Consider the following 24,066-nt stretch of genomic DNA (forward strand, 5'->3'; position numbering starts at 1 on the left):
TTGTAACACTAATTTAACGATTGTTACATGACTATTACCAAGCAATAAAAAAGGTAGCTTGTCAGCTACCTTTTTATATCTATGGTAAGTTTGTTAGGACTTAAAGCCTTTATCTGATGTAATTAATTTATATAACCAAAAACAATAGCACTATATTAAAAATCTAAAATCGCTGCTGCAAGTTTCTTTGCCATATTAGCAAGCGCTTCGCCATCCGCTTGTTTGGCAGCATGAATACCCAATTCATGTATGTTTCCTGGTATCAGGTGTACATGATAATGAAACACTGTTTGCCCTGCTTGTGCGCCATTTAGCTGCATCTGAATAATACCTTCACGCGCAAATACCTGACGCTGCGCTTGCATGACTTTTTTAGAAGTCATCAACACAGCTGCTGCATATTCTGGCTCAAGATTTGCCAAATCAATGGCCTTTTGCTTAGGGATGACCAGTACATGACCTTCTGCCTGCGGCATGATGTCCATAAAGGCGAGCGTTTTGTCGTCTTCGTACACCTTATGGTGCGGAATATCGCCGTTTAACATTTTGGCAAAGATGTTATTGTCATCGTACTTGACTACCTGATTTTCCTGACTCATTATATTATTCCTTAAATATTCATTAGCAGTTAATACATCATTTTATCTAGTTACCTATCATCTGCCATATATAGTGGACGAAATAGAGTCTGAGTACAAGATACCTTCTCACTATTATCATTTATAACACGGTGTAGTCATCAAATATTAAATCGTTATATCGATCGTTTAAACACTTATTTTGTTCGCGATGTATGTGCTTTAAATGTTATATTAAACCTTCACTCTGCCAATGCTAGGTTTATGAATTTGACTACCCTACCTACTCAGTTATCATCCCATTCTAATGCCGATACATTTTCTGACTCTGATAAACTATCATCTGCATCATCAGATGATATAGAATCATCAGAAAGTGGTGCTGTCACAAAGACTATCGCGCCAAATGCCACTATTTTGGCTGACGCTCTAACTGATACAACCATCAGCTGGCGCATTCATAATTGCAAAATTAGTGAAAAAACGCTCACTCAAGATATGCCTTTGGCGTTTTTATATTACTACGACAGTTTAGATGACGCGATCAAACAGACTCATCCGTTAACACCTGCCCTACTTGCTCAGTTTAATACACCTATGACAGCCAGTGAGGCCGCCAAACTCATCGGTATTGATAAGGCGCTTATCACCAGCCCGTGGCATGTAAAAGTTATCGGCTCGCTGGTTGTGTTTAGCGAAGCTTTGCAATTAGCGGTACGCCTACATTGGACAAATACGGGCAAAGCAACGCAGCAGGTATATACCAAAGACGCAGACGACGCTATGACAGCGGCTTTTAAAGAATGGCAGTTTTTTGGCCGTGTGGATGTACTGTATAAAAATGACAAGCAAGATTTGGTCAGTATTGATGAGCAAAGCGCAAATGATGAGCCGCTAATCATCATCAATGCTAGTACAGACTATCAACAGCTATTGGCTACTCATGCTTTAACGATTGTCGCTAAGCTAGAAGCGGATAAAGCAGAATTGCCTTGGTTTGAAGCAGCCATTCTAGAACGAATCGCCTAAGCATATGACGCCAATTTTTATGTAAGACATCTTCACATTACCCATGAATTGTTTTTAGTTATTCATATCTAATGGTATGGTAACGTCTTAGTATTATTCACTAGTATTCACTTTGTATAAAAAGCACACTATAAACATCAAAGCTAAAGCTGAGGCTATATCTTCAACGAGTCTCGCCTATTTGTAAGGAATATCATATGGATTATCGCTCAAAAACCTCTACCGGTGGTCGTAATATGGCAGGTGCTCGCGCATTATGGCGCGCCACTGGCATGACCGATGGTGACTTTGGCAAGCCGATTATCGCGATTGCCAACTCATTTACGCAGTTTGTACCTGGACACGTACATTTAAAAGATCTTGGACAAATGGTGGCGCGTGAAATCGAAAAAGCGGGCGGTGTGGCAAAAGAGTTTAATACCATCGCCGTCGATGATGGTATCGCAATGGGTCATAGCGGTATGTTGTATTCGCTGCCAAGTCGTGACCTCATCGCTGACTCGGTAGAATACATGGTCAATGCTCACTGCGCTGATGCGTTGGTCTGTATCTCTAACTGCGACAAGATCACCCCTGGCATGCTGATGGCTGCCATGCGCCTAAATGTGCCTGTGGTGTTTGTTTCTGGCGGGCCAATGGAAGCGGGTAAAGTTGTCGCTAGTACCGTTGCTCACAGTCACAATAACGACGGTGGCAGCGACGTACATGCAACTGACAGTAAAGGCAACGCCATTCGTAAGCTTGACCTTGTTGATGCGATGATGGATGCTGCTGATGACACCATTAGCGATGAAGATGTCTTGGCTATTGAAAGCTCAGCGTGCCCAACTTGTGGCTCTTGCTCTGGTATGTTTACTGCCAACTCAATGAACTGTTTGACTGAAGCCTTGGGGTTATCATTGCCTGGCAATGGCTCTTTATTAGCAACTCATGCATTACGCCGCGAGTTATTCTTAGAAGCAGGTCGCACGATTGTATCTTTGGCCAAACGCCGCTATGAGCAGGACGATGATTCGGTATTGCCGCGCTCTATTGCGACCAAAGCTGCGTTTGAAAATGCGATGAGCTTAGATATTGCGATGGGCGGCTCGACCAATACTATCTTGCATCTATTGGCTGCGGCAAATGAAGCAGAAGTAGATTTCAAAATGGCAGATATCGACCGTTTGAGTCGCGGTGTCCCTTGTCTCTCTAAAGTTGCTCCTGCTTCGCAAAAATATCATATGGAAGATGTGCACCGTGCCGGCGGCGTGATGGCATTACTTGCTGAGCTTGATCGAGCAGGTTTACTTACCACCGATATACCGACTATCCATAGCCCCTCCATGAAAGCAGCCATCGATAAATGGGATATCATGAATCCTGATAATACTGAGGCGCGCGCGCGCTACATTGCTGCACCTGGTGGCGTACGTACCACTGAGGCGTTTTCACAGTCAAAAGAATGGCCCAACCTTGACGTCAACCGTGAGTCGGGTTGTATTCGTAGCGTCAAGCATGCCTATTCAGCAGATGGTGGCCTTGCCGTACTCTATGGCAATATCGCTGAGCGTGGCTGCGTGGTCAAAACTGCTGGCGTCGATGAAAGCATCTTAACCTTCACTGGTCGTGCGCGTATTTTTGAATCACAAGATGCAGCCGTAGCAGCTGTGCTTGATGATCAAATCGTAGCAGGTGACGTGGTTATTATCCGCTTCGAAGGTCCAAAAGGAGGTCCTGGCATGCAAGAGATGCTGTATCCAACGACCTATCTTAAGTCAAAAGGCTTGGGTAAAGAATGTGCGCTACTCACTGATGGTCGTTTCTCTGGGGGTACATCAGGTTTATCTATCGGCCACGCCAGCCCTGAAGCTGCTGAAGGCGGTGCGATTGGTCTGGTTGAAGAAGGCGATACCATCCATATTGATATTCCAAACCGTACCATCAATATGCAGGTCAGTGATGCAGACCTAGCCGCACGTCGCGCCGCAATGGAAGCACGCGGCCGCGATGCATGGAAGCCTGTGAGTCGTGAGCGTTATGTCACACCTGCCCTACGTGCTTATGCTGCTATGACGACCAGTGCAGACACGGGTGCGATACGAGATGTGAGTCAAGTGGAGCGCTAACTACAGAGCAGCTATCCAAATTTTTGAATCAAGCCAGCTTTTATGCTGGTTTTTTTTCACCAAAAAACAACGCAGCTGACGTTTTGATAACGATTTTTTGCGAAACTCATTGCGTTTTTTCGTCACTATAGGTTTTTGACCGCTTTCATAGATTACGTTTATGTTCTACATCTTACAACTTCTACAGATTGCTATTATCAACTTTCCATTTTAAATTTTAAATTTTAAATTTTAAATGGACCAAGCGGCTTGCATAAACCTTATGATTGAAAATTATAATTTATTCTTATTAGTTTGCGGTATCGCTTTTTTATTTGGTGCTGTTTTTCCCATTATATTTAGGCCCCTACCCTTATCTCTACCCATGCTCCAAGTTACTTTTGGCATTGTGATTGGCTATTTGTGGCTTTCATTGTCATTTCTAGACCCCATGGAACACGGCATTATTATCGAAAAACTCACTGAGATTGTGGTGCTGGTATCACTGGTTGGAGCTGGTATTAAAATTGATACGCCATTGTCTTGGCGACTATGGCGTCCTACTGTACGATTATTACTTATTACTATGCCTATTGGCATTTTTGCCATGGCTTTTTTGGGCTATTATGCTTTTGGTTTAACCATAGGTGCAGCGATTCTACTAGGGGCTGTACTTGCTCCTACCGATCCTGTATTAGCATCTAGCATTCAAGTTGGACCGCCTAATACTGGGGGCGAAGACGCCCCACGTTTTACCTTAACATCAGAAGCCGGGCTCAATGATGGCTTAGCATTCCCCTTTGTGTATTTGGCCATCAAAATAGCTGAAGCTTATAATGAAGGTCAAGGGTTCTCAGGTGAGCTACTTTGGACGTGGTTTACACACGACGTATTATGGAAGATTGGTGCAGGTTTAGTCGTCGGTATAGTCGTCGGAAAGACTTTGGCAAAAGTGGTGTTTTCTAAGCATACTCGTGAGACTACCATCTCTCAAGGTTATGTAGTCATTGCATTGACATTATTAGCTTATGGCTTGGCTGAATATATACATAGTTATGGCTTTATTGCTGTCTTTATCGCCGCTTTTGCCTTTCGCCGCTCGGAGCATGAACATAGTTACCATGAAAAACTGCATGATTTTGCTGAGCAGTCAGAAGGTCTATTGATGTCCTTAGTACTGGTAGCTTTTGGCATGCTTATTGGACAAGGGTTGCAATCAGGTGTTGAGCTGACATGGCGAGTCTATATTGTCAGTTTTGCTTTCTTACTATTTATCCGTCCGCTAGGTGGTATTATTGCTCTGACAGGACTGAACCTACCTCGAACGGAAAAATATGCAATATCCGCCCTTGGTATTAGAGGTATTGGTACTTTATATTATTTGTCTTATGCGCTTAATCACGGGTTTTTTGGAGAAGAAGATGCGCTTAAGCTTTGGGTGGTATGCTCTATTGTTATCTTATCCTCTATCTTTATGCATGGTTTAAGTGCGCCAAAATTACTAAAAATGACAGCTAATAAACCACGCTCATAGTTCAAGTTGGTAATCTCAATTCGTATGTTTAATCTGTATTGATCAAATCTAATACCGCTTCCGTCAGGGCAAACTGGCGGACATCATTTAGCATAGTTACATCAAAGTTATGTATAAAAGCGAAAGACAGCTGCCGAGCAGGATCACACCAAGCGACTGAGCCGTTGTAGCCCATGTGTCCAAAACCCGCTTCGGTATTAGCACAAACGCTAAACAGACGATGATAACCCAAGCGCCAATGCATGTGAGCAGGCATTACTGCATCCATCCCTGTGACTTGCGGAGTAGATAGCTGCTCGAATGTTGCTTCATCGATTAGAGTTTGCCCTTGCCATTTACCACCGTTTGCCAACATAGCATAGATGGTCGCCAAGGCTTGTGCTGAAGCCACACCATTGGCAGCTGGAATAACTGCCTGTAGCGTTTGACGATTATAGTAATCTATAGGTTGCTTGTTGGCTGGTATGAGTGCAGCCTTATAGTTCTTTAAATTTAACTGATTTGTATTAAGGTATAGACGGTTGATCTGAGCGGTATCTAGTATAGACAATTCTTCTGTATTTTTGTCGTTATTATATTCTTCAACTGTTTGAAATTTGGCCGCATGCTGTTTCCAGCATTCATAACTTGACAGAGTTGCATAGGTACGTAATGTATGTTCAGAGTCCGGTTTTAATACGGGCTTATTTCGACGAGAACGGAGCTGAGTACGCTCTACGGTATGATCTTGCGTTGAGGCTACAAAATCCTTGACCAATACAGCCACTTTATCTGCTTTATCGCTTGGCACACCAAAGTAGCAACTATCAGCAATACCTAGCGGCTCCGTTAGATAATGACGTAACGCTTCGGCCAGCGCCATATCGGTGACCGCTTCTATGACACCTCCTAATATCCAGCCATAAACCAGCGCACTATAAGCACTATCATATCGCATTGCATCCTCAGGCAAGGTTATGGGCATTGCAGCGACCTTAGCAAGCATACTGTCCCATTCGAGCAAGGTTTCGCTATCAGCATCAATACTGTTTATCGAAAACAAATTGGCTTGATGCGACATTAATGAGCGTAAAGTGATATCAGCTTTGTCATTGGAGGCAAACTTAGGCCAATAGTTGGCAATTGGTCTGTCATAATCAAGTAGTTTTTGTGACACTAAAACATGGACCAACGTTGCTAATATGCCTTTGCCCGTTGAAAAATTTAGGGATAAAGTTTCTGGTTGCCATGAGACATCAGGTTGTGCCATGCCGACACTGGCCTGCGCAATACACTTGCCAGCTTGATAAACGACTATTGACCCACCTGCTGGCGCGTCATCTAGCTGTAGATCGGTCAGTAATTGTTGTAGGCGCTGCTGTATTTTGGTATCAACCCTACCACTTCGATCATAGTTGTTAGCAGTATATGGCATTGTCGTTTTACTCACTTATTAATTATCACGTGGTTTTTGATGATAGATAGTTTTACTAGACAATAATAAAAAAGGCCACCCATTGGTCGCCTTCTAAAACACACCTTTAACCCTACTATCACATTAACGCGGTACTAGCAATCGATTATGTACCTCTTGCTCAAGACCAGCCAGTCCATGACTACGCCCACGCTCCATAGCAGTATCCATCTTACGCCCGCGTAACCAGCCAGCACGTAGGGCAATCGCTGCCCCTGCTCTATTTCCTGACCCGCAATGCAATGCGGTTTTTTTACCATGGTACTGGCGCAGTATATTATCAAACGCTAATATATTGAGCTGCTTTAAATCTTTGGCGCCACTTATAGGTAGCTGTTCGTAATGCATACCAGCGCGCGTTACTGCCTCTGACTCATCGAAACTAAGCTCATCATCAGGCTGCAAATTAATAACAAGCTCAACCCCTGCAGCTGCTAACGCTTTTACTTTGGACTCATCAAGCGCACCGCAAACGATTGTCTGTTCATCAGGGCGAAAATAAGGCTCTAGTACTTCTGAAAGATTCATACCATTGTCAGCTACCGGGTCTTGATTATCATGTTCATCTGTAAAGGATTGGGCATTTGTATTTAGAGTCATAGTCGTATATATATTGGTAGATATTAAGATTTGAGTTAAGATTATACTGATTAATCTTCTGAAATTAACTTAACAACACCAGCAAGATGCGGCTTATCGTTTTTGGCGCTATACAAACCAAAATTACAGCTGTCATCACTGCTCTCAAGCTTTGCTAGGGATTCAGCAATCAGCTCAACCTCAGATGGCAAAAATATAGGTAGCTTAAATGATACCTCAGCAGTACATGCATCGGGTAGTTCGCCCATCATTGCCAAACATTTGGCCTTAGACCACATGCCATGAGCGATTGCTTTAGGAAACCCAAAAGCTCGTGCTGACAATGGATGCAAATGAATAAGGTTAAAGTCCCCAGATATAAAGGCATAACGACGACCAATATCTTCTGGCACTTCAAAGACAGAATGGGTCCCTTCTTCATCGACCATTGGTTTGACAGTAGCGGGACGCGGCTTGTTTTTGTTGCTTGCATTACTAGCAGGTTTTTTACCACGGGCTAGATACGTCGAGACCCCTTCCCAAATGACATCATCTTGTGACTTGACCGTAGTTACAAAGTCAAACTGCTGGCCTTGAGCATGATCACGTAAATTATCGAACGACACGGACATAGCGATCGTCTCACGCTCGCCAATAGGACGATACTGCGTCACACTATTATCTACATGTACCAGCCCTAACATTGCAAAAGGAAATGGTTCTTTAACCATCATATTCATCTGTAACGCTTGCGATAGCACAGAAAAATAAGTAATAGGGATTTTACCATCATCAGCAAAACCGCAAATATTACGGTAATCTTCTAAATTATCTTGATCGATGTGCAAATCATTCACATAGTAGGTCGCTTGCGGCAGCTCATCCTTGCCAACTTTTGCGTTGTCACCGATAGGCAACAGGCTCTTTATAATATTAGCGTAAGTGGTATGCGCTTTTGGCAACGCATCATAGTGTTTATCTGACATAAATCTATCCTGATTGAGGCTTAAGCGAATTTTTAGCACATCCATTGGCTGTTTAGTCGCTTATTTTGCAACATCTTGGCTCAGAAATACAGAACTAAAAAGTTACTAAATAAGCAAAACTAAAGACAAACATGAAAATATCTATTAAAAACAAAATTTTTATTAACCTTGTCAACCTTGTGGTTTTAACATAAAAAAGCCACCCATAGGCAGCTTTATTACAATAAGTTAGTAAATTTGTCATAAGTAACGATGATTTATACAATAAATCAATAGTAACATCATCAACTTAGTACAGAATTTATATCTATATATTTTATATAGAAAAATAACAGTTATATATAAATATTATGCACCTAGCAAGCTTTGACCACAGACACGTACGATATTGCCATTTAAGCCGCCTGATGCAGGAGAAGCAAGCCACGCAATCGTTTCAGCCACATCGACTGGCAATCCGCCTTGACTCATTGAGTTCATACGGCGACCTGCTTCACGAATAGCAAATGGGATGGCTTCGGTCATCTGAGTCTCAATGAAGCCTGGAGCAACCGCATTTATCGTCATGCCTTTGTCATTGCCTGCCAACTGTTTTGCAGTCGCATCGACCAGCCCAATAACACCAGCTTTAGAGGTAGCATAGTTGGTCTGACCAAGGTTACCTGCGATACCAGAGATTGAAGACACACATACAATGCGAGCATCTTCTTTTAATACATCATTATCAAGTAAATAACGATTCAATCTAGCGATACTGGCAAGGTTAATATTGATAACCATATTCCACTTTTTTTCATCCATTTTGGCAAGCGTTTTATCACGAGTAACCCCTGCATTGTGAATAATAGCGTCAAGACCACCACGCTTTTTGGCAGCTTCAGCGATTTGTTCGCCAGCATCATCACTAGTGATATCAACCATCAAAGTCGATCCACTAATCTCGCTTGCAACTTTTTGTAAGTCAGCTTGTTGCTGTGGTACATCTAGGCAGATGACATGTGCGCCTTCACGAGCCAATACGCGAGCGATCGCCTCACCAATACCGCGACTGGCGCCAGTGACTAACATCGTCTTGCCACCTAATGGCTGCGTCCAGTCTACTTCAACTGCATTACCCTTACCGACACGTACGACTTGTCCTGATACATAAGCTGAACGCGCTGAGGTAAAGAAGCGCAATGTTGAATCAAGATTGTTTTCAGAGCCTTCAGCGACGTAGATCAATTGAGCGGTAATACCCCGTTTGAACTCTTTGCCGACAGACTTCACAAATCCTTCAAGCGCACGCTGGGCTAAAGCTGTTTCTACATCAGTGATCTCTTCAGGTGGACGACCAATAACGACGACGCGACCTGACTTCTCTACGCGGCGAGCCAAAAAATGAAAGAACTCATAGACTTGCTTGAGCTCATCTGCATTGCTGATATTGCTGGCATCAAACAATAATACCTTAAAGTTGTCTTCACTGCCTGTATTGGCCTTTGCTTCTACGTTTGCATCAGCAAGTGCATCTTTAATACTGTCTCTGCTATTAACAAACACTTCAGCATGCAATTCTGACAAGATACGCGCGATAGACTTGCTCACACGATTGTCATTACCATCGGCTGAACCAACTAATACACTGCCGCGTACAAGACGTTGTCCGCTCTCAAAACGATCAAGACTTACTGGTAGCGGTAGACCTAAGTTTTTAGCAACTTTTTTACCAATAGAAGATTGAACAAAATCACCATAACGGTCTGACATAAAATACTCCTGTATCTAAAATTAAAACAATAATGAATGAAAACAGAGGGGTCTTTAATAAGTGAATTTAAAGTTGACATAACTATACACGCCTAAGCTAAACAAGTCCAAAAGTCAACGATATAAACATGAGTAAACGCGCAGACTTACAAACGCAGCAGTTACTTTCTCTTTCTTTGAAAAACAAACTTATATGCTAAAATAAAACCTAGAAGTTATGACTCAATTATATACTGATAACAATATATTATCAGACAGTCATTTAAGCAATACTAATAAGTAATACTGCTCAGTCTATGTATTTTTGGCTTATGTAAATTTGAGTTTTTGTTACCTGAATTGCTAAAGGTATACAATAACAGGGTAAAAACTATTACGATAAACGGCTACCATCTTCTATATTGATGACCTACCTTGTTTATGACAATGTTTTATTACCTTATTATCTACTACATTCACTCGTTTTAAGGATAACTTTATGAGTAACAAAAAGAATAGCCCAGTCGTTGAGAGTACAGTTATCAAAGGTAACACTCCAGCAGCAGACAACACACAGAAAAACCCTCAATCACAAAAAGATGTCCAAAAGAACAATGACCATTACGATTCAATTGCTGAGTTAAAAAAAGCCACTGATATTGTTGATGCTGACGGCAATCTAGTTGATGACAACTCTGAAAACGATCAAGCGCAGAAAAAAGCAAAAATTAAAGAAGATTTAGTTAATGAGTCTAATATGAGTGAATCAGAAGACCTCAATGTATTTGATACTACAGCAAAGTCTGAAGCGGCCAAAACGCATGAAGACAATACACAAAACCAATCAGTAAAATCAGAGGATCGTGCTGATGATAATACCGATGAGGCAGCGGCTAAGACTAGCAAGCCAAATACTGCTTCTAAAAAGAGCCGCGCTACCAAACTAAGTTCAGGCCAACATCGCGTTGCCATTTTAGGGGGCAATCGCATTCCTTTTGCCCGCTCAAATGGACCTTATGCTGATGCTAGCAACATTGATATGTTAACCGCTGCACTTAATGGTCTTATCGAACGTTATAATTTGCAAGATGAGCGTGTGGGTGAAGTGGTCGCCGGCGCTGTTTTAAAGCTTAGCCGCGATCTTAACTTAACACGCGAAGCGGCTCTAAATACTGCTCTAGACCCACACACACCCACTTATGATGTCTCACAAGCTTGTGGCACTGGTCTACAGTCTGCGTTTGCCTCGGCCAATAAAATTGCTTTAGGTGTGATTGACTCAGCCATTACGGGCGGTGTCGATACGACTTCAGACGCGCCTCTCGCTGTGGGTGATGGCCTACGTAAAGTCATCCTAAAGTTAGGAGCAGCAAGAAACAACAAACAGCGTTTGCAAGCCCTCATGGGTCTGAACCCAAAAGATCTGATTGAATCACCACAAAACGGTGAGCCGCGTACTGGCTTGTCTATGGGTGAGCACCAAGCGATTACTGCTCTTGAATGGAACATCAGCCGTGAAGATCAAGACGAATTGGCTTTTAATAGTCACAAAAACTTGGCTCGCGCTTACGATGAAGGCTTCTTTGATGATCTTATTACGCCATATAAAGGTCTGACACGCGATAATAACTTACGCCCAGACTCTACTCTTGAAAAAATGGGCAAGCTTAAACCAGCATTTGGTAAAAAGAATGCCAACCCAACCATGACAGCGGCCAACTCAACACCACTAACTGACGGTGCTTCTTGTGTACTGCTAGCCAATGATGAGTGGGCAGAAGCACACGGTCTGAAGCCTTTAGCCTATATTGTTCACCAAGAAACAGCGGCTGTTGACTTCATTGGTAAATCTGGCAATAAAGAAGGTTTATTAATGGCACCAGCCTATGCAGTACCGCGTATGCTTGAGCGTGCTGGTCTTACTCTACAAGACTTTGATTTTTATGAGATTCATGAAGCCTTTGCTTCACAAGTTCTTTCAACCCTTGCCGCTTGGGAAGATGAGACATTTTGCCAAGAGCGCCTAGGACTTGAGGCGCCGTTGGGCTCTATTGATCGTAGTAAGCTAAATGTGAATGGTTCATCACTTGCTGCTGGACATCCGTTTGCAGCAACTGGTGGCCGTATCCTTGCGACAGCAGCTAAGCTACTAGATCAAAAAGGCTCAGGTCGTGCGCTTATCTCTATTTGCGCAGCTGGCGGTCAAGGTGTCACTTGTATCCTAGAAAAATAATCTGGTGCTTATCAGACAAATAGCTTAAATATTTTGAATTTTTAACACTCTTTAATCGATTGGTTAGAGGGTGTTTTTTATGCTTCCTTATTTTTAAATGCAGTGACAAATCTGCTAGCGCGATAATGAGCAATACAAGGTTGCATCACACAATAATAAAACGCAGTCACCGCATAGCTTCGCCATCAGATATGCTAAAGTAAAGACCACAATTAATACAATGATAAGAATAGTTATTAGGAGTTTTCTATGAGTAAGATTCCCTCGGCAATTGACCCAAAGTCTTTGACACCGCAGGAACATGCCGAGCTAAGCAAACCTGAACAAGGCAACTTCATTACACGCATGGACAAAGAAGTCTTCAATGATGAGCTACGTCGTAAGATGCATCAGGATTTAATTGACGGTTATGATGAAGAGCTTGAAAATGAAATAGACGATTATGTACGTGATTTTCGTTTTGATGGGCTTGAGATGACAGAGCAAGAAAAGCTTGATCGTCGTACTTATTTTCAAGAACTGGTCCGCTTGCAGCGTGAGTTGATCAAATTACAAGATTGGGTAGTCGATCGCGGTGAGCGCATTGTCGTGATATTTGAAGGTCGTGACTCAGCAGGCAAAGGCGGTGCTATAAAGCGTATTACTCAACGTCTTAACCCACGCGTTTGTAGAGTTGCTGCTCTGCCCGCACCAACTGAGCGTGAGCAGTCACAATGGTATTTTCAGCGTTATGTGGCGCACTTACCAGCAGCTGGTGAGATTGTGTTGTTTGATCGAAGTTGGTATAACCGTGTCGGTGTTGAGCGCGTAATGGGGTTTTGTACCGATGCCCAGTATGAGGAGTTTTTTCAATCTGTACCTGAGTTTGAGCGTATGCTTGTGCGTTCTGGTATTAGGTTGGTTAAATATTGGTTTTCTATCACTGACGATGAGCAGCATTCGCGGTTTATGAGCCGGATTCATGATCCACTCAAACAATGGAAGCTGTCGCCAATGGACTTGCAATCAAGGCGGCGTTGGGAAGATTATACCAAAGCCAAGGAGACTATGTTTGAGCGTACTCATATTCCAGAAGCGCCGTGGTGGGTGGTTGAGGGCAACAATAAAAAACGGGCGCGTTTAAATTGTATTGCTCATTTGCTTGAGCAGATACCTTACAAAGAAGTGCCGCGCGAGGAAGTAGAATTGCCCGAACGTAAACGCGATGACGAATATTATCGAGAGCCTATTCCAGACGATATGTACGTTCCATCACGTTATTAGACCTTCGTAATGTCACAGTCAATAACTGACAAGACGTTTACTTATATAATGTGACCTACTATGGTCTGTCTTACACTATAGTCTATCTTACATAGTATAAGTCGCTTGCTGGCTATCAATCTTGCCTGCTAGTAAGCGTTCAACTTCATGTTTTATTTTTTGTCCCGCAACATCCGTACCGATTTGGACGGCAAACCCTGCAGGACGGTTGGCCTGTGCTTTATGATTGATCCAAACCACTTTGCCATTCATCGGTAAGCGTTCGCTAGAATTGGGTAAGGTAATCGCAATGAAGACTTCATCACCCAACTCCTGGACACGATTGGTGGGTACAAACAGGGCACCATTATCTACAAAAGATAAATAGCTGGCATATAGTTTTTCGACATCTTCAATATGACAGGTAATAATACCGCCACGTCCTGGCATTGCCATAATAACATCCTTAATTTTGATATACGGTTAGATATCGCTTGACTGTCACTTTAGTTTTACTATATAGAGTCTATATGCTCAGATAGATTCTATAGATAAACCAAGTCTTGCATCAGCTTATCATAGGCAAATTTTTCTTGCACATTTTGTTGAAGGGCTGTTTTTGTTTGCTGCAACTGGCTTAGCAATGTTTCTAATGCGTTGTCTGTAGGCTGATATTTTTCTAAAGCGGCTGATAGAGCAATATCTTTTTGGTTACTATCAAGACCTAAACAAACGCGCCGAATATCAATCAGCATAAGCTCAGTCAGCTTGAGAAACTCTGGTAGATCAATCTCAGCTTGCCAATAGTCACTAGCCGCTACACTGCTACGCTTACCACTACGTAAGGCTTGCCATGTCGTCAACCATAGAGCGCGTTTGCTATACCAGGTAGCTTTTGCCAGCTCTATTGCTGCAAGTGGTGCACCGTTTGCTAACTGTAACAACTGGGTAATTTGTATCGGACTTACCACTTCACGATTAATCGTATTGCCAAGCTCTTGAGCCACATAGTCATTTGTAATAGTTGGTTCTACTCCCTGCAATGGTAACTGCTGTACACGACTTTTAATCGTTGGCAGTAGTTTTGCTGGCATGTCACTGATTAAAAAAAGATGAACTTGTGCTTGTGGCTCTTCTAACGTTTTTAAAAGGGCGTTGGCCGCTGCGATAGTCATTTTTTCAGCATGATCTAACACGCAAATGCGCATCCCCTGTCCGCCCTGGTAGATAAAAGGCTGCAATGCGCGAATATCATCTACCTTTACTGTCAACGCAGCACTACTGGTTGCTTTTACCGACTTGGTATTGGTCTTCGTTTTTTTATTATTACTGACAGCTTGGTTATTTTCCTGACTTTCAGTGCTAATAGGCATACTGGTAATAGGCAATACTTGTAAGCTTGGATGCGTACCAGATCTAAGCCATTGACAGCTTTGACAATGACCACAAGCTCCAAGCGGATGCTGCTGACGCTCTTGACACAATAGCCAAGCTATCAGTCGCCAAATAAAAGCACGCTTGCCCATTCCTTGCATACCAGCGGCAAGTAATGCATGCGGCAAATTATGGGGCGGTGATAGTACACGACTTGTAAGCTGCGTCCACAATGCTTGCTGCCATGGTAATAGTGGCGCAAAATAAATACTGTCTGTCATATGATTCACGCTTGTTGCCTACTATTTCGTTTAAAATTTACTAAGCTTGGTACTTATCTTATCTTATAGATTCTTTCAAATATCAATTGCTAAATAAATGCTTAGGCTATTTATTATGTATTGCTTATAAACTTATTGACACTCATTGCATTTAAACGATCCAAATCTTCTTGCGTGTCCACGCCAGCAGGTAGCTGAACTTTTGCAGCCGCAATAGCTATGTTGCCACCGTTTTCTAAAATGCGTAATTGCTCTAAGCTCTCAAGCGTTTCAAGCGGTGTTTGAGACCAATGGACAAATTGTTGTAACAAACTTACCCGATAAGCATACAATCCCAAATGACGGTAAGCCTCTTTTGGGGCGGGTAGATCCGCTATATCTAAGTTACCAGCAGCCACTGCCAACGCCACATCACGATCACAAGGAATCGGTGCACGGCTAAAGTACAGCGCGCGCTGAGTGTCACCAACGATTGCACTCACAACCTTGACCACCGACGGTCTTATGAACGTCTGATAATCTTCAATAGGCTCGTATAAAGTCGCCATAACGCTGTCATCATCTTGTACCAACAGGTCTTTGACTTGCTGTAGTAAGAGCGGCGGCACTAATGGCTCATCTCCTTGCATATTAATAATGATATCATGATCAGCCCAGCCTTTGATCGTCGCAACTTCAGCCAAACGATCTGTGCCTGAAGCATGATCAGCACTTGTCATTACCACTTCATACCCTGCATCCGAGCAAACCTTAGCGATTCGTTCATCATCAGTCGCAATGCACATATCATCGGCAAAATGCGCGGCTTGAGCCTTTTCAGCGACCCAAAGTATCATAGGCTTACTATGAATATCTAACAAAGGTTTACCTGGTAGACGTGTGCTTTTAAAGCGTGCAGGAATAACGATATGAGTTTTGGCAGGTGCTAAAGCTGACGACATAAATAATTCCTATAACAAAAGGTACATAAATTCAAATAGGTAATATAAAAATAAGCGAGTAATTTAGACATACGCTTAGACATAAAAACAACTATATACATCGACTACCTTAACTTAATTATCATAACTTGACCCAACCATGTTGATACCATGTACGGTCAATTGCTGCTGCAATGTCTGATAGCAAACGTCAGATAGTTTGGCAGTCACAGGTAGTACCCATAGCTTGTTTACTAAAGCTATAATGTCATTGCCACTGTGACTATCAATAGATTCAGTGGATTCAGTGGATTCAGTGGATTTTATAGCATTTATTTTACTAAGCTCTGTTAATAGCACTATTCGAATTTTTACAGCGTCCTTAGTCGTCACAATCATAGGATGCTCAGTGTATTGCAGTAGCTCGGTCAGACTAAAGTTATGATGATCCGGATAAGGATGTCCTATGACATCAAAACCAAGCGTGCTCAGGGTGGCAAAAAAGCGCTGAGGATAGCCAATACCACTAATCGCATGTACCTTATCACCTTTTGACGGTACTACCTTAGCTGACAAAGGTTTAGATAACAAAGGTATGGTTATGTTTGAAACGTTCAACTCGACTAATTCATCATCAGACAGCAAAGGATACAGCTCATCTGGCTGTAACTGCATCGTTAAACGCTGAGCTAAGTTTTCATTATCGTTAAGAGCTGGTACTACGTTGGGTTTCTCATGATAGATAACGGTTGCATCCTTTAATCGCGCTATCGGTTCACGTAAAAACCCTGTCGGTAATAGCTGCTGATTGCCAAATCCACGTGCTACATCTACTACTATCCATTCGATATCACGTTGCAACGCATAATGCTGTAAACCATCGTCAGCGATAATTAATTGTAAGTCAGGATGCGCGTTTAGCAAAGTCGTAATTGCCTGCTTGCGGTTTGGGCATACTGCCATTGGCGCAGCAGTGGTGTTGACAATCAAACACGGCTCATCGCCTACTGTATTTGGCAAACTCTCTTTGGTTACTAACGCTGGCATTTGGGATGTATCGCCGCCATAACCACGGCTAATCACGCCAACCTTTATGCTTTGCTTCTGCAAATAACTGACCAAAGTGATAATTAAAGGCGTTTTGCCACTACCGCCAACCGTAACATTACCGATGACCATAACTGGTACAGGCGCACGGAAACTTGTCAATACTCCCAGTTTATAAGCCTGACGGCGCAACCAAACAAGCAAGCCATATAGCCAGCTAAGCGGCAATAGTAACCAAAGCCAAGCTGCTTTTTGCTGCCAAGCACGAGTAATTGTCGTCTCAATACTCATTATTTAGCATCCATCTGGTTTTGCCCGTAATTTGTAACCCAAACTGTTTATTATTCAAAATCTCGATCATACATTTGCGCATAATGACCTTGCTTTTGCATAAGCTCATTATGGGTACCAATTTCAACGATTTGCCCGCCGTCCATCACTGCAATACGATCTGCTGACTCAATCGTTGTGAGACGATGCGCAATGACTAAAGTAGTACGATCTTTCATGACATTGTCGAGCGCTTGCTGAATAAAATACTCTGACTCATTATCAAGCGCACTGGTCGCCTCGTCTAATATTAGGATTGGCGCATCTTTTAATAGGGCGCGTGCTATCGATAGGCGCTGGCGTTGACCACCAGACAACTGCAAGCCTTCTGCTCCAATCTGGCTTTGATAGCCTTGCGGCATTTTCATGATAAAGTCGTGAGCAAAGGCATCTTTAGCAGCAGCTTCAACTTCAGCTTGCGACTTAGTCGCTAAACTGCCATAAGCAATGTTATTAAAAACGGTGGTGTTAAATAGTACCACTTGTTGATTAACCATAGCAATTTGCGCACGCAGACTCTCTAAAGTAATGTCTTCAACAGGCATGCCGTCCATCGTAATCTGCCCTGAAGTTGTGGCTAAGGTGCGCGTTAGTAAGTTAACCAAGGATGACTTGCCAGCACCACTACGACCAACCAATGCGACAGTCTCACCTGCCCGTACATCTAAGCTAAAGTCCTGCAACGCGACAGTTGAGTCAGGATAGATTAGGCTAACGTTATCCAACTGAATCTCACCTGACAATGAGGGACTAAGCGTACCCGTATCGCGCTCTTCAGGCTCATCAAGTAATGCAAATATAGACTCACCTGCAGCGATACCTTTTTGCAGTTTTTGGTTGACATCGGTCAATGAACGTACAGGTTTACTTAGAAGACCTGCTGCTGCAATGTAGGATATAAACTCGCCTGCTGAGATATTGTCAATCACCGACGGGCGCAGAGCAAGCCAGACTACCACAGACATCGCCATTGCCATCAACAGCTGCACCGCTGGAGTGTTGATGCTATTGGTAACGACCACTTTCATGCCTTGACGCAGATTCTTTTTTGATGTGACGTTAAAGCGTTGAGCCTCGTAAGCTTGCCCGCCATAGTTTTTTACTACTTGATAACCGCCAATCACCTCATTAGTGATGTGACTCACATCACCCATGGTTTCTTGGATACCTTTGGACAGCTTTAGGTAACGCTTAGAGGCAAAACGAATCAACCATAAGATCGGTGGCAATACCAAAAACAAAATCAACGTCAAGCGCCAATTACTATAAAGTAAAAAACCAATCAAAGCGACGACTGTTAAGCCATCACGCAACACAGTCTTCATAGAGTCGGTACTAGCCGCCGTTACCTGCTCGACATCAAATATTAGTTTGGAAGAGATGGTTCCTGCAGGATTGGCCAGATAAAAAGAGCTTGGCAAGCGTAATAACTTATTAAACACTTGTACCCGTAGCTCATAAACCAGATTTCGTGAGACTAATGCAGAATAATAGTTACCCAAAAAGCTACCAACACCGCGCACAAAGAATAGCGCAATAATCAAAGCAGGAAACCAATTTTGCTTTGCTTGATCGTTTTGATTGATAGCATCGGTGATATATTGTAATAGTTTGGCAATCCAGATCTCTGTTGCCGCATTGATAGCAAACCCTAATACGGTTAAAAGAAGTGCCCACCAGTAGGGTTTTAAATACCTTAACAGACGCAGCAACGTCTTACGCTTAGGCGGACTCGATGGCTGTTCAAGTTTAAGATTGGCAGAGGTTTTAGTTACGTCAGATTGACTCATAAAAGCCTCGGGTCAAATGTTGATAGATGGGTTTGTGACATTCGTCGCATTAGCAGCGTCATTACATACAAAAGAATATGGATGTATAGTCGATACCGAATCAAACCGATACATTGTAACGTAATGTGCAACTGGTATAAATTTTTCTTACTTGCTGTGTCTACGCTGACAGAAGCTGCAAAAAATTTATACCAGTGTCGCTGTATCGTTTTTATAGCGAATTAACTATAGTAATGAGAAAATAGATGGCTCACCACTGCCTACTGCGGCAGTGTTTGACCGAGCGGCATAACAGTACTGATATTCAAATTTAAAAAGCCCAATTTGCCCGCAATATCCATTACTTTTACCACTGATTGATGAGTGGCGTTGGCATCGGCAGCGATAACAAACAAAATGTCCCGCTCATTACCTGCTTCTTGTTGCAACATACTGGTCAGCTCAGCCTCACTATTGTTAGCAAGGCTCATACCATTAACCATATAATTGCCATCCTCTTGTACCGCCACCTCAATACTAGTAGTTTGCTCGACAAGTGCGACACCTTCCGCTTCAGGCAAAACTATATTTAAGCGACTAAAGTGATTGAATGACGTTGCTAATAACAAAAACACGATCAAAAACAGTAAGCAGTCAATCATGGGTGTTAAGTTGATTTCTAGTGGTTCAACGGTAGGCTTTCTAAAACGCATGGCTAATTCTCTGATGACGTAAGGCTAGAAGGCGAAAATACAAGTATCTTCTATGCAGGTTGGTGCGTATTTTCAGTATCAAAACCCAATGTATCACCCAACTGCTCATCGTCTGTATGCTGATTCTTTACTACCGTAGCGGACGGTTGATTGAACGGTAAATGAGCATCAGCCAAGAGTTGATAGTCGTAAAGCTCTTGAATCATCAGTCCAGCTTCAGTCTCAAACCTAGCATTAATATCTACAATCCGGCGCTGAAAATAGCGATAAGCGACGAGCGCTGGTATCGCAACGACCATACCAGCTGCCGTGGTAATCAAAGCTTGCGAGACACCGGCGGCCAGCAAAGTAGGATCCTGCATCGCACCATCTGTAATGGCCAAGAATGAAGATATGATACCCAGTACAGTACCCAATAGACCAAGTAGTGGAGCAATTGCTCCTATTGTACCGAGCATATTAATGTTTTTTTCGAGCTGATGTATCTGTACACTGGCTCTATTTTGCATGTGCATAGTCATTGAGTCTAGACCATACTGACGATATACCAATCCTGTCGCTAAGATATCGCCCAATGGGGTTTTTTCTTTAACATTCATTAACTGAGTGCGACCAATATCGCCATTTTCACGTAGGCGCGTTATTAGTTGCTCACGTAATCTGTCAGGTACGATTTTACTAAACTGTAGCGTACTGCTGCGCTCAATGATAATGATAAGCGTAACTATCGAACATATGACGATTGGCATCATCAGCCAACCACCTGCTTTTACCAACTCCCACATAATGACTCTCTTATATCTTATCTAAAATGTCCAAAAGCTTGCGACCATTATGTAATGAAAGTCATTATTAGCGCAGCATGTACCACAGTACAACATTGACACACTGATTAAGTGTGTTGTTTTTAATACGTCAGTTTCAATGAGTGCATTAGCGCTGCGCTTCTAGCTGTTTGATTAACGCTGCCAGCTCATCTTGATTGTGAAAAAATATCTCTACACTACCCTGACCATCTTTTTTATGCTTAAGTTTTACTTCTGCCCCTAGCATATCTGTGAGGTGCTGCGTTAAACGTTCAGCATCGTGAGACTGTGATTTTTCAGTACGATCGGCTTTGGATACAGGATTTAAGATTGACTTGACCAGCTTTTCAGCCTCTCTTACAGTCATTCCACCATCAATAATTTTTTGTGCAATGATAGGCTGCTGCTCAGAAGATAACGCCAATAACGTACGCGCATGTCCCATGTCTAAAGCGTTATTTGCCAGATGATCTTTTACCGCGTCATGCAACTGATTGAGACGTAGTAAATTTGATACCGTCGTTCGCGCTTTGCCTACCACATCTGCAATCATTGCATGACTCATGCCAAATTCAGTATGAAAGCGCTGTAATGCTGCTGCTTGCTCAATGACTGACAAATCTTCGCGCTGAATATTTTCGATCAATGCAAGTGCAATCGCCAGCTCATCAGATAAAGCGCGTTCAATCGCTGGAATAACTGGTTTACCTGCCATTTTTGCTGCACGCCAACGACGCTCGCCTGCGATGATTTCGTGAGTCACATCGACTGTACTTTTATCCTCATTTGCAAGCAGTGGCCGGATGACAATAGGCTGCATCACTCCGTGTTGTTCGATCGAAGATGCCAGCTCCGCTAACGCCGTTTCACTCATATCACGGCGAGGTTGGTATTTACCTGCTTGCAGTTGGCTTACTGCAATTTGTACCAAACTGATCTGGTCCTCAGAGGCACCACTATCTATTCCATCGCTTGTGGTTCTAGTATTGTGTTTAGAATTATGACGGGTTTTTACGCTATTGCGAGTAGTACGCGGCGTGGTAGGCTCACTTGTGTCCGTAGCTACTTTTTTATTATTTTTTGTCGTCTGAATTTTGCTCTGCGCAGTAGATGATTCTGATGTCTGAGCACTAGAGCTGGCAGTAACCGTATCGTCACCATCACGTGTAACAGAATCGTCTTGCAAAGCAGAGGCGGTAATTTGCTTTTCTTTTTTGATTGATCCTAATAAGGCATCTAAACCTCGATTGGCAGCCAATCCTCGTTTTTTCGCCATGATTACCTATCCTCTAACGCTAAATAAAAGCCAAATGTTTATTAATAAATGCTCACTGATAAATACGCAACTTAGTACTTTATCGCTCAGCTAGCTGATGATTACGTTTGCTATATCTTCTTAATTTTAGCCTCTGCTAACGGCTTTGCTTGATAACTTCAGCTGCCAGTTTTTGATACGCGCGCGCCCCTTTTGACCATCTTTCATAGGCAATCACTGGTAGTCCATGCGCAGGCGCTTCGGCCAAGCGAATGTTTCTTGGGATATGAGTTTTGTACATAATGTCGCCAAAATGAGCTTCGAGTTCGGCAGACACATCGCGCGCTAACGTGTTGCGTGCATCAAACAACGTTCTTACAACCCCTCGAATATACAGTTTAGGGTTGAGCTCGGTTAAGCGTTCAATCGTTTGCGATAAATCAGCCAAACCTTCTAATGCATAATACTCGCATTGCATCGGAATAATGACGCCATCAGTGGCTACCAAAGCATTGATTGTTAACAGGTTTAAACTTGGCGCGCAATCCATAATGACATAATCGTAGGGTCCTTTTTTAGAGCTGGACTGAGCCTCTACTAAATTGGTCATTGCAGTCTGCAATAGCTCATGACTGTTGGTTTGCCCCATTAATGTGACATCCATACCTGCCAACTCACGATTGGCTCCAATCACATCAAAACCTGCCGGACTCATAACAGTCGCATCTTGTAATGAGACATCATCAAGTAGCACATCTGCTATTGTCAATTCTAAATCATTTTTATCAATACCAGTACCACTAGTAGCATTACCTTGTGGATCCAAATCAATCAGCAGTACGCGCTTACGCTTCGCCGCCAAACTGGCAGTCAAATTTACCGCCGTGGTCGTTTTACCAACGCCACCCTTTTGATTTGCAATTGCTATGATTTCCATACACTTACTCAATTTGATTAAGGTCTGTTGCTCGTTTTCGCTTTAATAAACTTTCGTTTTACATTCTTATTGTCATGTTTCACAAAAAATCTGTTCGTAATTTTATTATAATTTACGCAAAATATCACACGAAAACCTTAAGATTAAGGTCTCACGTTTTAGCCATTGTGTTAAATATACACCGAGCTGACCATGCCAAATGTCGCCCAGTTATTAATGTGCTCATAGCTTAGTCATTTTTGGCAGACAATTCAATCAAATGACGACTATCATGTAAACGTGGCACATCAAGAATAACGGTTTTGATTTGCCATTTTTCTTCTAAAACTTGTAGCTCATCATCCGTTGGCATTTTGCCTTTCATAGCGCACAAACGACCACCATTCGCCAATCGCGACTGCGCCACTTCAACAAAGTCTGTTAAGCTTGCAAAAGCTCTAGAAGTGACCACTTCATAAGTCGTTTCATGTGCTTCAATACGTGCAGCAATTGGTTGCACGTTACTCAAACCAAGCTCACTACTAATTTGCTTGATAAAACGAATCTTTTTCTGATTGCTATCGAGTGCAGTACATGAGCGTTCAGGCTGACAAATCGCGATAATAACTGCAGGCAACCCCGCTCCTGTACCGATATCTAGCAGCGACCCTTGAGGCAAATGCGGTATAATAGCCAGACAATCAATGACATGCTTAATTAAGGCTTCGACTGGATCCGTAATCGCGGTCAGATTATACGCTTTATTCCATAGTAAAAGCTGATCTAAGTACAATAATAACGTGCGCTGCTGCGTTTGGCTCAACGTTAGACCCAGCTCTTGCACTGCTTGAGCCAAAATATCAGCAAGCAATGGCAACTGCTTACCAAGTTTTGTAAAACCAGCAGCATCTATGTTTGTATTACTCATGCTCGTAGAAGGTAAAGAGGTTTTAGCAGAAGCTGACATATGGCGAATCATCCAGTTTTGGCATGTGAACCTTCTATTTTATCATGCAGGCCACATATTGAATAGTTGCAGATTGCGCTAATGTCCATCATCTTATACTATCAGCGCTAAGATTAGAGGGTTATTCCCTTATCTTTTTATTTTTTATGTCTTTATATAGGATTGCCGTTTTGTTATTACCTACTCTAGTATTATGTTCGTATGACTCAAAATACTAAGATATCTTGTAAGATATCGTT

General features: G+C 42.6%; 20 protein-coding genes. 5 read left to right on the forward strand and 15 right to left on the reverse strand.

Features of this window, described 5'->3' with window-relative positions:
- Window positions 1-155 precede the first annotated feature (155 nt).
- The gene (locus ACS8FC_RS04560; RefSeq protein ID WP_439295983.1) at window positions 156-599 is read right to left on the reverse strand and encodes an HIT family protein; all 444 of its coding nucleotides are present in this window, start codon (window positions 597-599) and stop codon (window positions 156-158) included.
- 243 nt (window positions 600-842) lie between these two features.
- On the opposite strand from ACS8FC_RS04560, the gene ACS8FC_RS04565 reads away from it, so the two are divergent.
- The 3 genes from ACS8FC_RS04565 to ACS8FC_RS04575 all read left to right on the forward strand — a co-directional run bounded on the left by ACS8FC_RS04565 (window position 843) and on the right by ACS8FC_RS04575 (window position 5,228).
- Complete coding sequence (locus ACS8FC_RS04565; RefSeq protein ID WP_439295984.1) at window positions 843-1,607, forward strand: hypothetical protein; 765 nt, start codon at window positions 843-845, stop codon at window positions 1,605-1,607.
- A gap of 197 nt (window positions 1,608-1,804) precedes the next feature.
- Complete coding sequence (ilvD, locus tag ACS8FC_RS04570) at window positions 1,805-3,715, forward strand: dihydroxy-acid dehydratase (RefSeq protein ID WP_439295985.1); 1,911 nt, start codon at window positions 1,805-1,807, stop codon at window positions 3,713-3,715.
- A gap of 262 nt (window positions 3,716-3,977) precedes the next feature.
- Window positions 3,978-5,228 carry a cation:proton antiporter gene (locus ACS8FC_RS04575; protein ID WP_439295986.1) on the forward strand — a complete coding sequence of 417 codons (1,251 nt, stop codon included), beginning with the start codon at window positions 3,978-3,980 and terminating at the stop codon, window positions 5,226-5,228.
- Window positions 5,229-5,256: 28 nt separating this feature from the next.
- On the opposite strand, the gene ACS8FC_RS04580 is transcribed toward ACS8FC_RS04575, so the two are convergent.
- The 4 genes from ACS8FC_RS04580 to ACS8FC_RS04595 form a co-directional block, all read right to left on the reverse strand.
- Window positions 5,257-6,642 carry a serine hydrolase domain-containing protein gene (locus ACS8FC_RS04580; RefSeq protein ID WP_439295987.1) on the reverse strand — a complete coding sequence of 462 codons (1,386 nt, stop codon included), beginning with the start codon at window positions 6,640-6,642 and terminating at the stop codon, window positions 5,257-5,259.
- A gap of 123 nt (window positions 6,643-6,765) precedes the next feature.
- A complete protein-coding gene (locus tag ACS8FC_RS04585) occupies window positions 6,766-7,281 on the reverse strand; it encodes a protein tyrosine phosphatase family protein (RefSeq protein WP_439295988.1) in 516 nt (171 codons plus the stop codon).
- A 50-nt stretch (window positions 7,282-7,331) separates the two neighbouring features.
- Window positions 7,332-8,246, reverse strand: a complete 915-nt coding sequence (locus tag ACS8FC_RS04590; protein WP_439295989.1) for a MaoC family dehydratase — start codon at window positions 8,244-8,246, stop codon at window positions 7,332-7,334.
- Window positions 8,247-8,594: 348 nt separating this feature from the next.
- Window positions 8,595-9,995, reverse strand: a complete 1,401-nt coding sequence (locus ACS8FC_RS04595; RefSeq protein ID WP_439295990.1) for a 3-oxoacyl-ACP reductase — start codon at window positions 9,993-9,995, stop codon at window positions 8,595-8,597.
- 736 nt (window positions 9,996-10,731) lie between these two features.
- Between ACS8FC_RS04595 and ACS8FC_RS04600 the strand changes: the two genes are divergently transcribed.
- On the forward strand, window positions 10,732-12,207 hold the full coding sequence (locus ACS8FC_RS04600) for an acetyl-CoA C-acetyltransferase (RefSeq protein ID WP_439296070.1): 1,476 nt from the start codon (window positions 10,732-10,734) through the stop codon (window positions 12,205-12,207).
- A 249-nt stretch (window positions 12,208-12,456) separates the two neighbouring features.
- Complete coding sequence (ppk2, locus tag ACS8FC_RS04605) at window positions 12,457-13,470, forward strand: polyphosphate kinase 2 (RefSeq protein ID WP_256713825.1); 1,014 nt, start codon at window positions 12,457-12,459, stop codon at window positions 13,468-13,470.
- Between the two features lie 87 nt (window positions 13,471-13,557).
- Here ppk2 and ACS8FC_RS04610 read toward each other — a convergent pair whose 3' ends face one another.
- From ACS8FC_RS04610 to rsmG, 10 genes are all read right to left on the reverse strand, one after another.
- Window positions 13,558-13,905: a PilZ domain-containing protein gene (locus tag ACS8FC_RS04610; protein WP_299216078.1), complete on the reverse strand. Its 348-nt coding sequence runs from the start codon at window positions 13,903-13,905 to the stop codon at window positions 13,558-13,560.
- A gap of 89 nt (window positions 13,906-13,994) precedes the next feature.
- On the reverse strand, window positions 13,995-15,113 hold the full coding sequence (locus ACS8FC_RS04615) for a DNA polymerase III subunit delta' (protein ID WP_439295991.1): 1,119 nt from the start codon (window positions 15,111-15,113) through the stop codon (window positions 13,995-13,997).
- Window positions 15,114-15,217: 104 nt separating this feature from the next.
- Window positions 15,218-16,045, reverse strand: coding sequence for a 3-deoxy-manno-octulosonate cytidylyltransferase (gene kdsB / locus ACS8FC_RS04620; RefSeq protein WP_439295992.1), 828 nt, complete (start codon window positions 16,043-16,045; stop codon window positions 15,218-15,220).
- Window positions 16,046-16,159: 114 nt separating this feature from the next.
- On the reverse strand, window positions 16,160-17,362 hold the full coding sequence (gene lpxK, locus ACS8FC_RS04625) for a tetraacyldisaccharide 4'-kinase (RefSeq protein WP_439295993.1): 1,203 nt from the start codon (window positions 17,360-17,362) through the stop codon (window positions 16,160-16,162).
- Window positions 17,363-17,412: 50 nt separating this feature from the next.
- Window positions 17,413-19,191, reverse strand: coding sequence for a lipid A export permease/ATP-binding protein MsbA (msbA, locus tag ACS8FC_RS04630; RefSeq protein ID WP_439295994.1), 1,779 nt, complete (start codon window positions 19,189-19,191; stop codon window positions 17,413-17,415).
- Between the two features lie 260 nt (window positions 19,192-19,451).
- On the reverse strand, window positions 19,452-19,883 hold the full coding sequence (locus tag ACS8FC_RS04635) for an ExbD/TolR family protein (RefSeq protein WP_439295995.1): 432 nt from the start codon (window positions 19,881-19,883) through the stop codon (window positions 19,452-19,454).
- 50 nt (window positions 19,884-19,933) lie between these two features.
- Window positions 19,934-20,668 carry a MotA/TolQ/ExbB proton channel family protein gene (locus ACS8FC_RS04640; protein ID WP_439295996.1) on the reverse strand — a complete coding sequence of 245 codons (735 nt, stop codon included), beginning with the start codon at window positions 20,666-20,668 and terminating at the stop codon, window positions 19,934-19,936.
- 148 nt (window positions 20,669-20,816) lie between these two features.
- Window positions 20,817-21,965: a ParB/RepB/Spo0J family partition protein gene (locus ACS8FC_RS04645; protein WP_439295997.1), complete on the reverse strand. Its 1,149-nt coding sequence runs from the start codon at window positions 21,963-21,965 to the stop codon at window positions 20,817-20,819.
- Between the two features lie 136 nt (window positions 21,966-22,101).
- Window positions 22,102-22,881 (reverse strand): ParA family protein, encoded by a 780-nt coding sequence (locus ACS8FC_RS04650; protein ID WP_439295998.1) that lies wholly within the window; start codon window positions 22,879-22,881, stop codon window positions 22,102-22,104.
- Between the two features lie 229 nt (window positions 22,882-23,110).
- Window positions 23,111-23,827 carry a 16S rRNA (guanine(527)-N(7))-methyltransferase RsmG gene (rsmG, locus tag ACS8FC_RS04655; protein WP_439295999.1) on the reverse strand — a complete coding sequence of 239 codons (717 nt, stop codon included), beginning with the start codon at window positions 23,825-23,827 and terminating at the stop codon, window positions 23,111-23,113.
- Window positions 23,828-24,066: the final 239 nt, after the last annotated feature.

Source organism: Psychrobacter sp. 1Y4 (assembly GCF_051847555.1).

Bases quoted from the DNA above. Each gene is read 5' to 3' on its own strand.
- ACS8FC_RS04590 (WP_439295989.1), bottom strand. From the start codon at position 8,246: ATGTCAGATAAACACTATGATGCGTTGCCAAAAGCGCATACCACTTAC.
- lpxK (WP_439295993.1), bottom strand. From the start codon at position 17,362: ATGAGTATTGAGACGACAATTACTCGTGCTTGGCAGCAAAAAGCAGCT.
- ACS8FC_RS04635 (WP_439295995.1), bottom strand. From the start codon at position 19,883: ATGCGTTTTAGAAAGCCTACCGTTGAACCACTAGAAATCAACTTAACA.
- ACS8FC_RS04650 (WP_439295998.1), bottom strand. From the start codon at position 22,881: ATGGAAATCATAGCAATTGCAAATCAAAAGGGTGGCGTTGGTAAAACG.
- ACS8FC_RS04585 (WP_439295988.1), bottom strand. From the start codon at position 7,281: ATGACTCTAAATACAAATGCCCAATCCTTTACAGATGAACATGATAAT.
- ACS8FC_RS04600 (WP_439296070.1), top strand. From the start codon at position 10,732: ATGAGTGAATCAGAAGACCTCAATGTATTTGATACTACAGCAAAGTCT.
- ACS8FC_RS04565 (WP_439295984.1), top strand. From the start codon at position 843: ATGAATTTGACTACCCTACCTACTCAGTTATCATCCCATTCTAATGCC.
- ACS8FC_RS04580 (WP_439295987.1), bottom strand. From the start codon at position 6,642: ATGCCATATACTGCTAACAACTATGATCGAAGTGGTAGGGTTGATACC.
- ilvD (WP_439295985.1), top strand. From the start codon at position 1,805: ATGGATTATCGCTCAAAAACCTCTACCGGTGGTCGTAATATGGCAGGT.
- ACS8FC_RS04560 (WP_439295983.1), bottom strand. From the start codon at position 599: ATGAGTCAGGAAAATCAGGTAGTCAAGTACGATGACAATAACATCTTT.
- ppk2 (WP_256713825.1), top strand. From the start codon at position 12,457: ATGAGTAAGATTCCCTCGGCAATTGACCCAAAGTCTTTGACACCGCAG.
- ACS8FC_RS04595 (WP_439295990.1), bottom strand. From the start codon at position 9,995: ATGTCAGACCGTTATGGTGATTTTGTTCAATCTTCTATTGGTAAAAAA.
- msbA (WP_439295994.1), bottom strand. From the start codon at position 19,191: ATGAGTCAATCTGACGTAACTAAAACCTCTGCCAATCTTAAACTTGAA.
- kdsB (WP_439295992.1), bottom strand. From the start codon at position 16,045: ATGTCGTCAGCTTTAGCACCTGCCAAAACTCATATCGTTATTCCTGCA.
- ACS8FC_RS04640 (WP_439295996.1), bottom strand. From the start codon at position 20,668: ATGTGGGAGTTGGTAAAAGCAGGTGGTTGGCTGATGATGCCAATCGTC.
- ACS8FC_RS04610 (WP_299216078.1), bottom strand. From the start codon at position 13,905: ATGGCAATGCCAGGACGTGGCGGTATTATTACCTGTCATATTGAAGAT.
- ACS8FC_RS04575 (WP_439295986.1), top strand. From the start codon at position 3,978: ATGATTGAAAATTATAATTTATTCTTATTAGTTTGCGGTATCGCTTTT.
- ACS8FC_RS04645 (WP_439295997.1), bottom strand. From the start codon at position 21,965: ATGGCGAAAAAACGAGGATTGGCTGCCAATCGAGGTTTAGATGCCTTA.
- rsmG (WP_439295999.1), bottom strand. From the start codon at position 23,827: ATGTCAGCTTCTGCTAAAACCTCTTTACCTTCTACGAGCATGAGTAAT.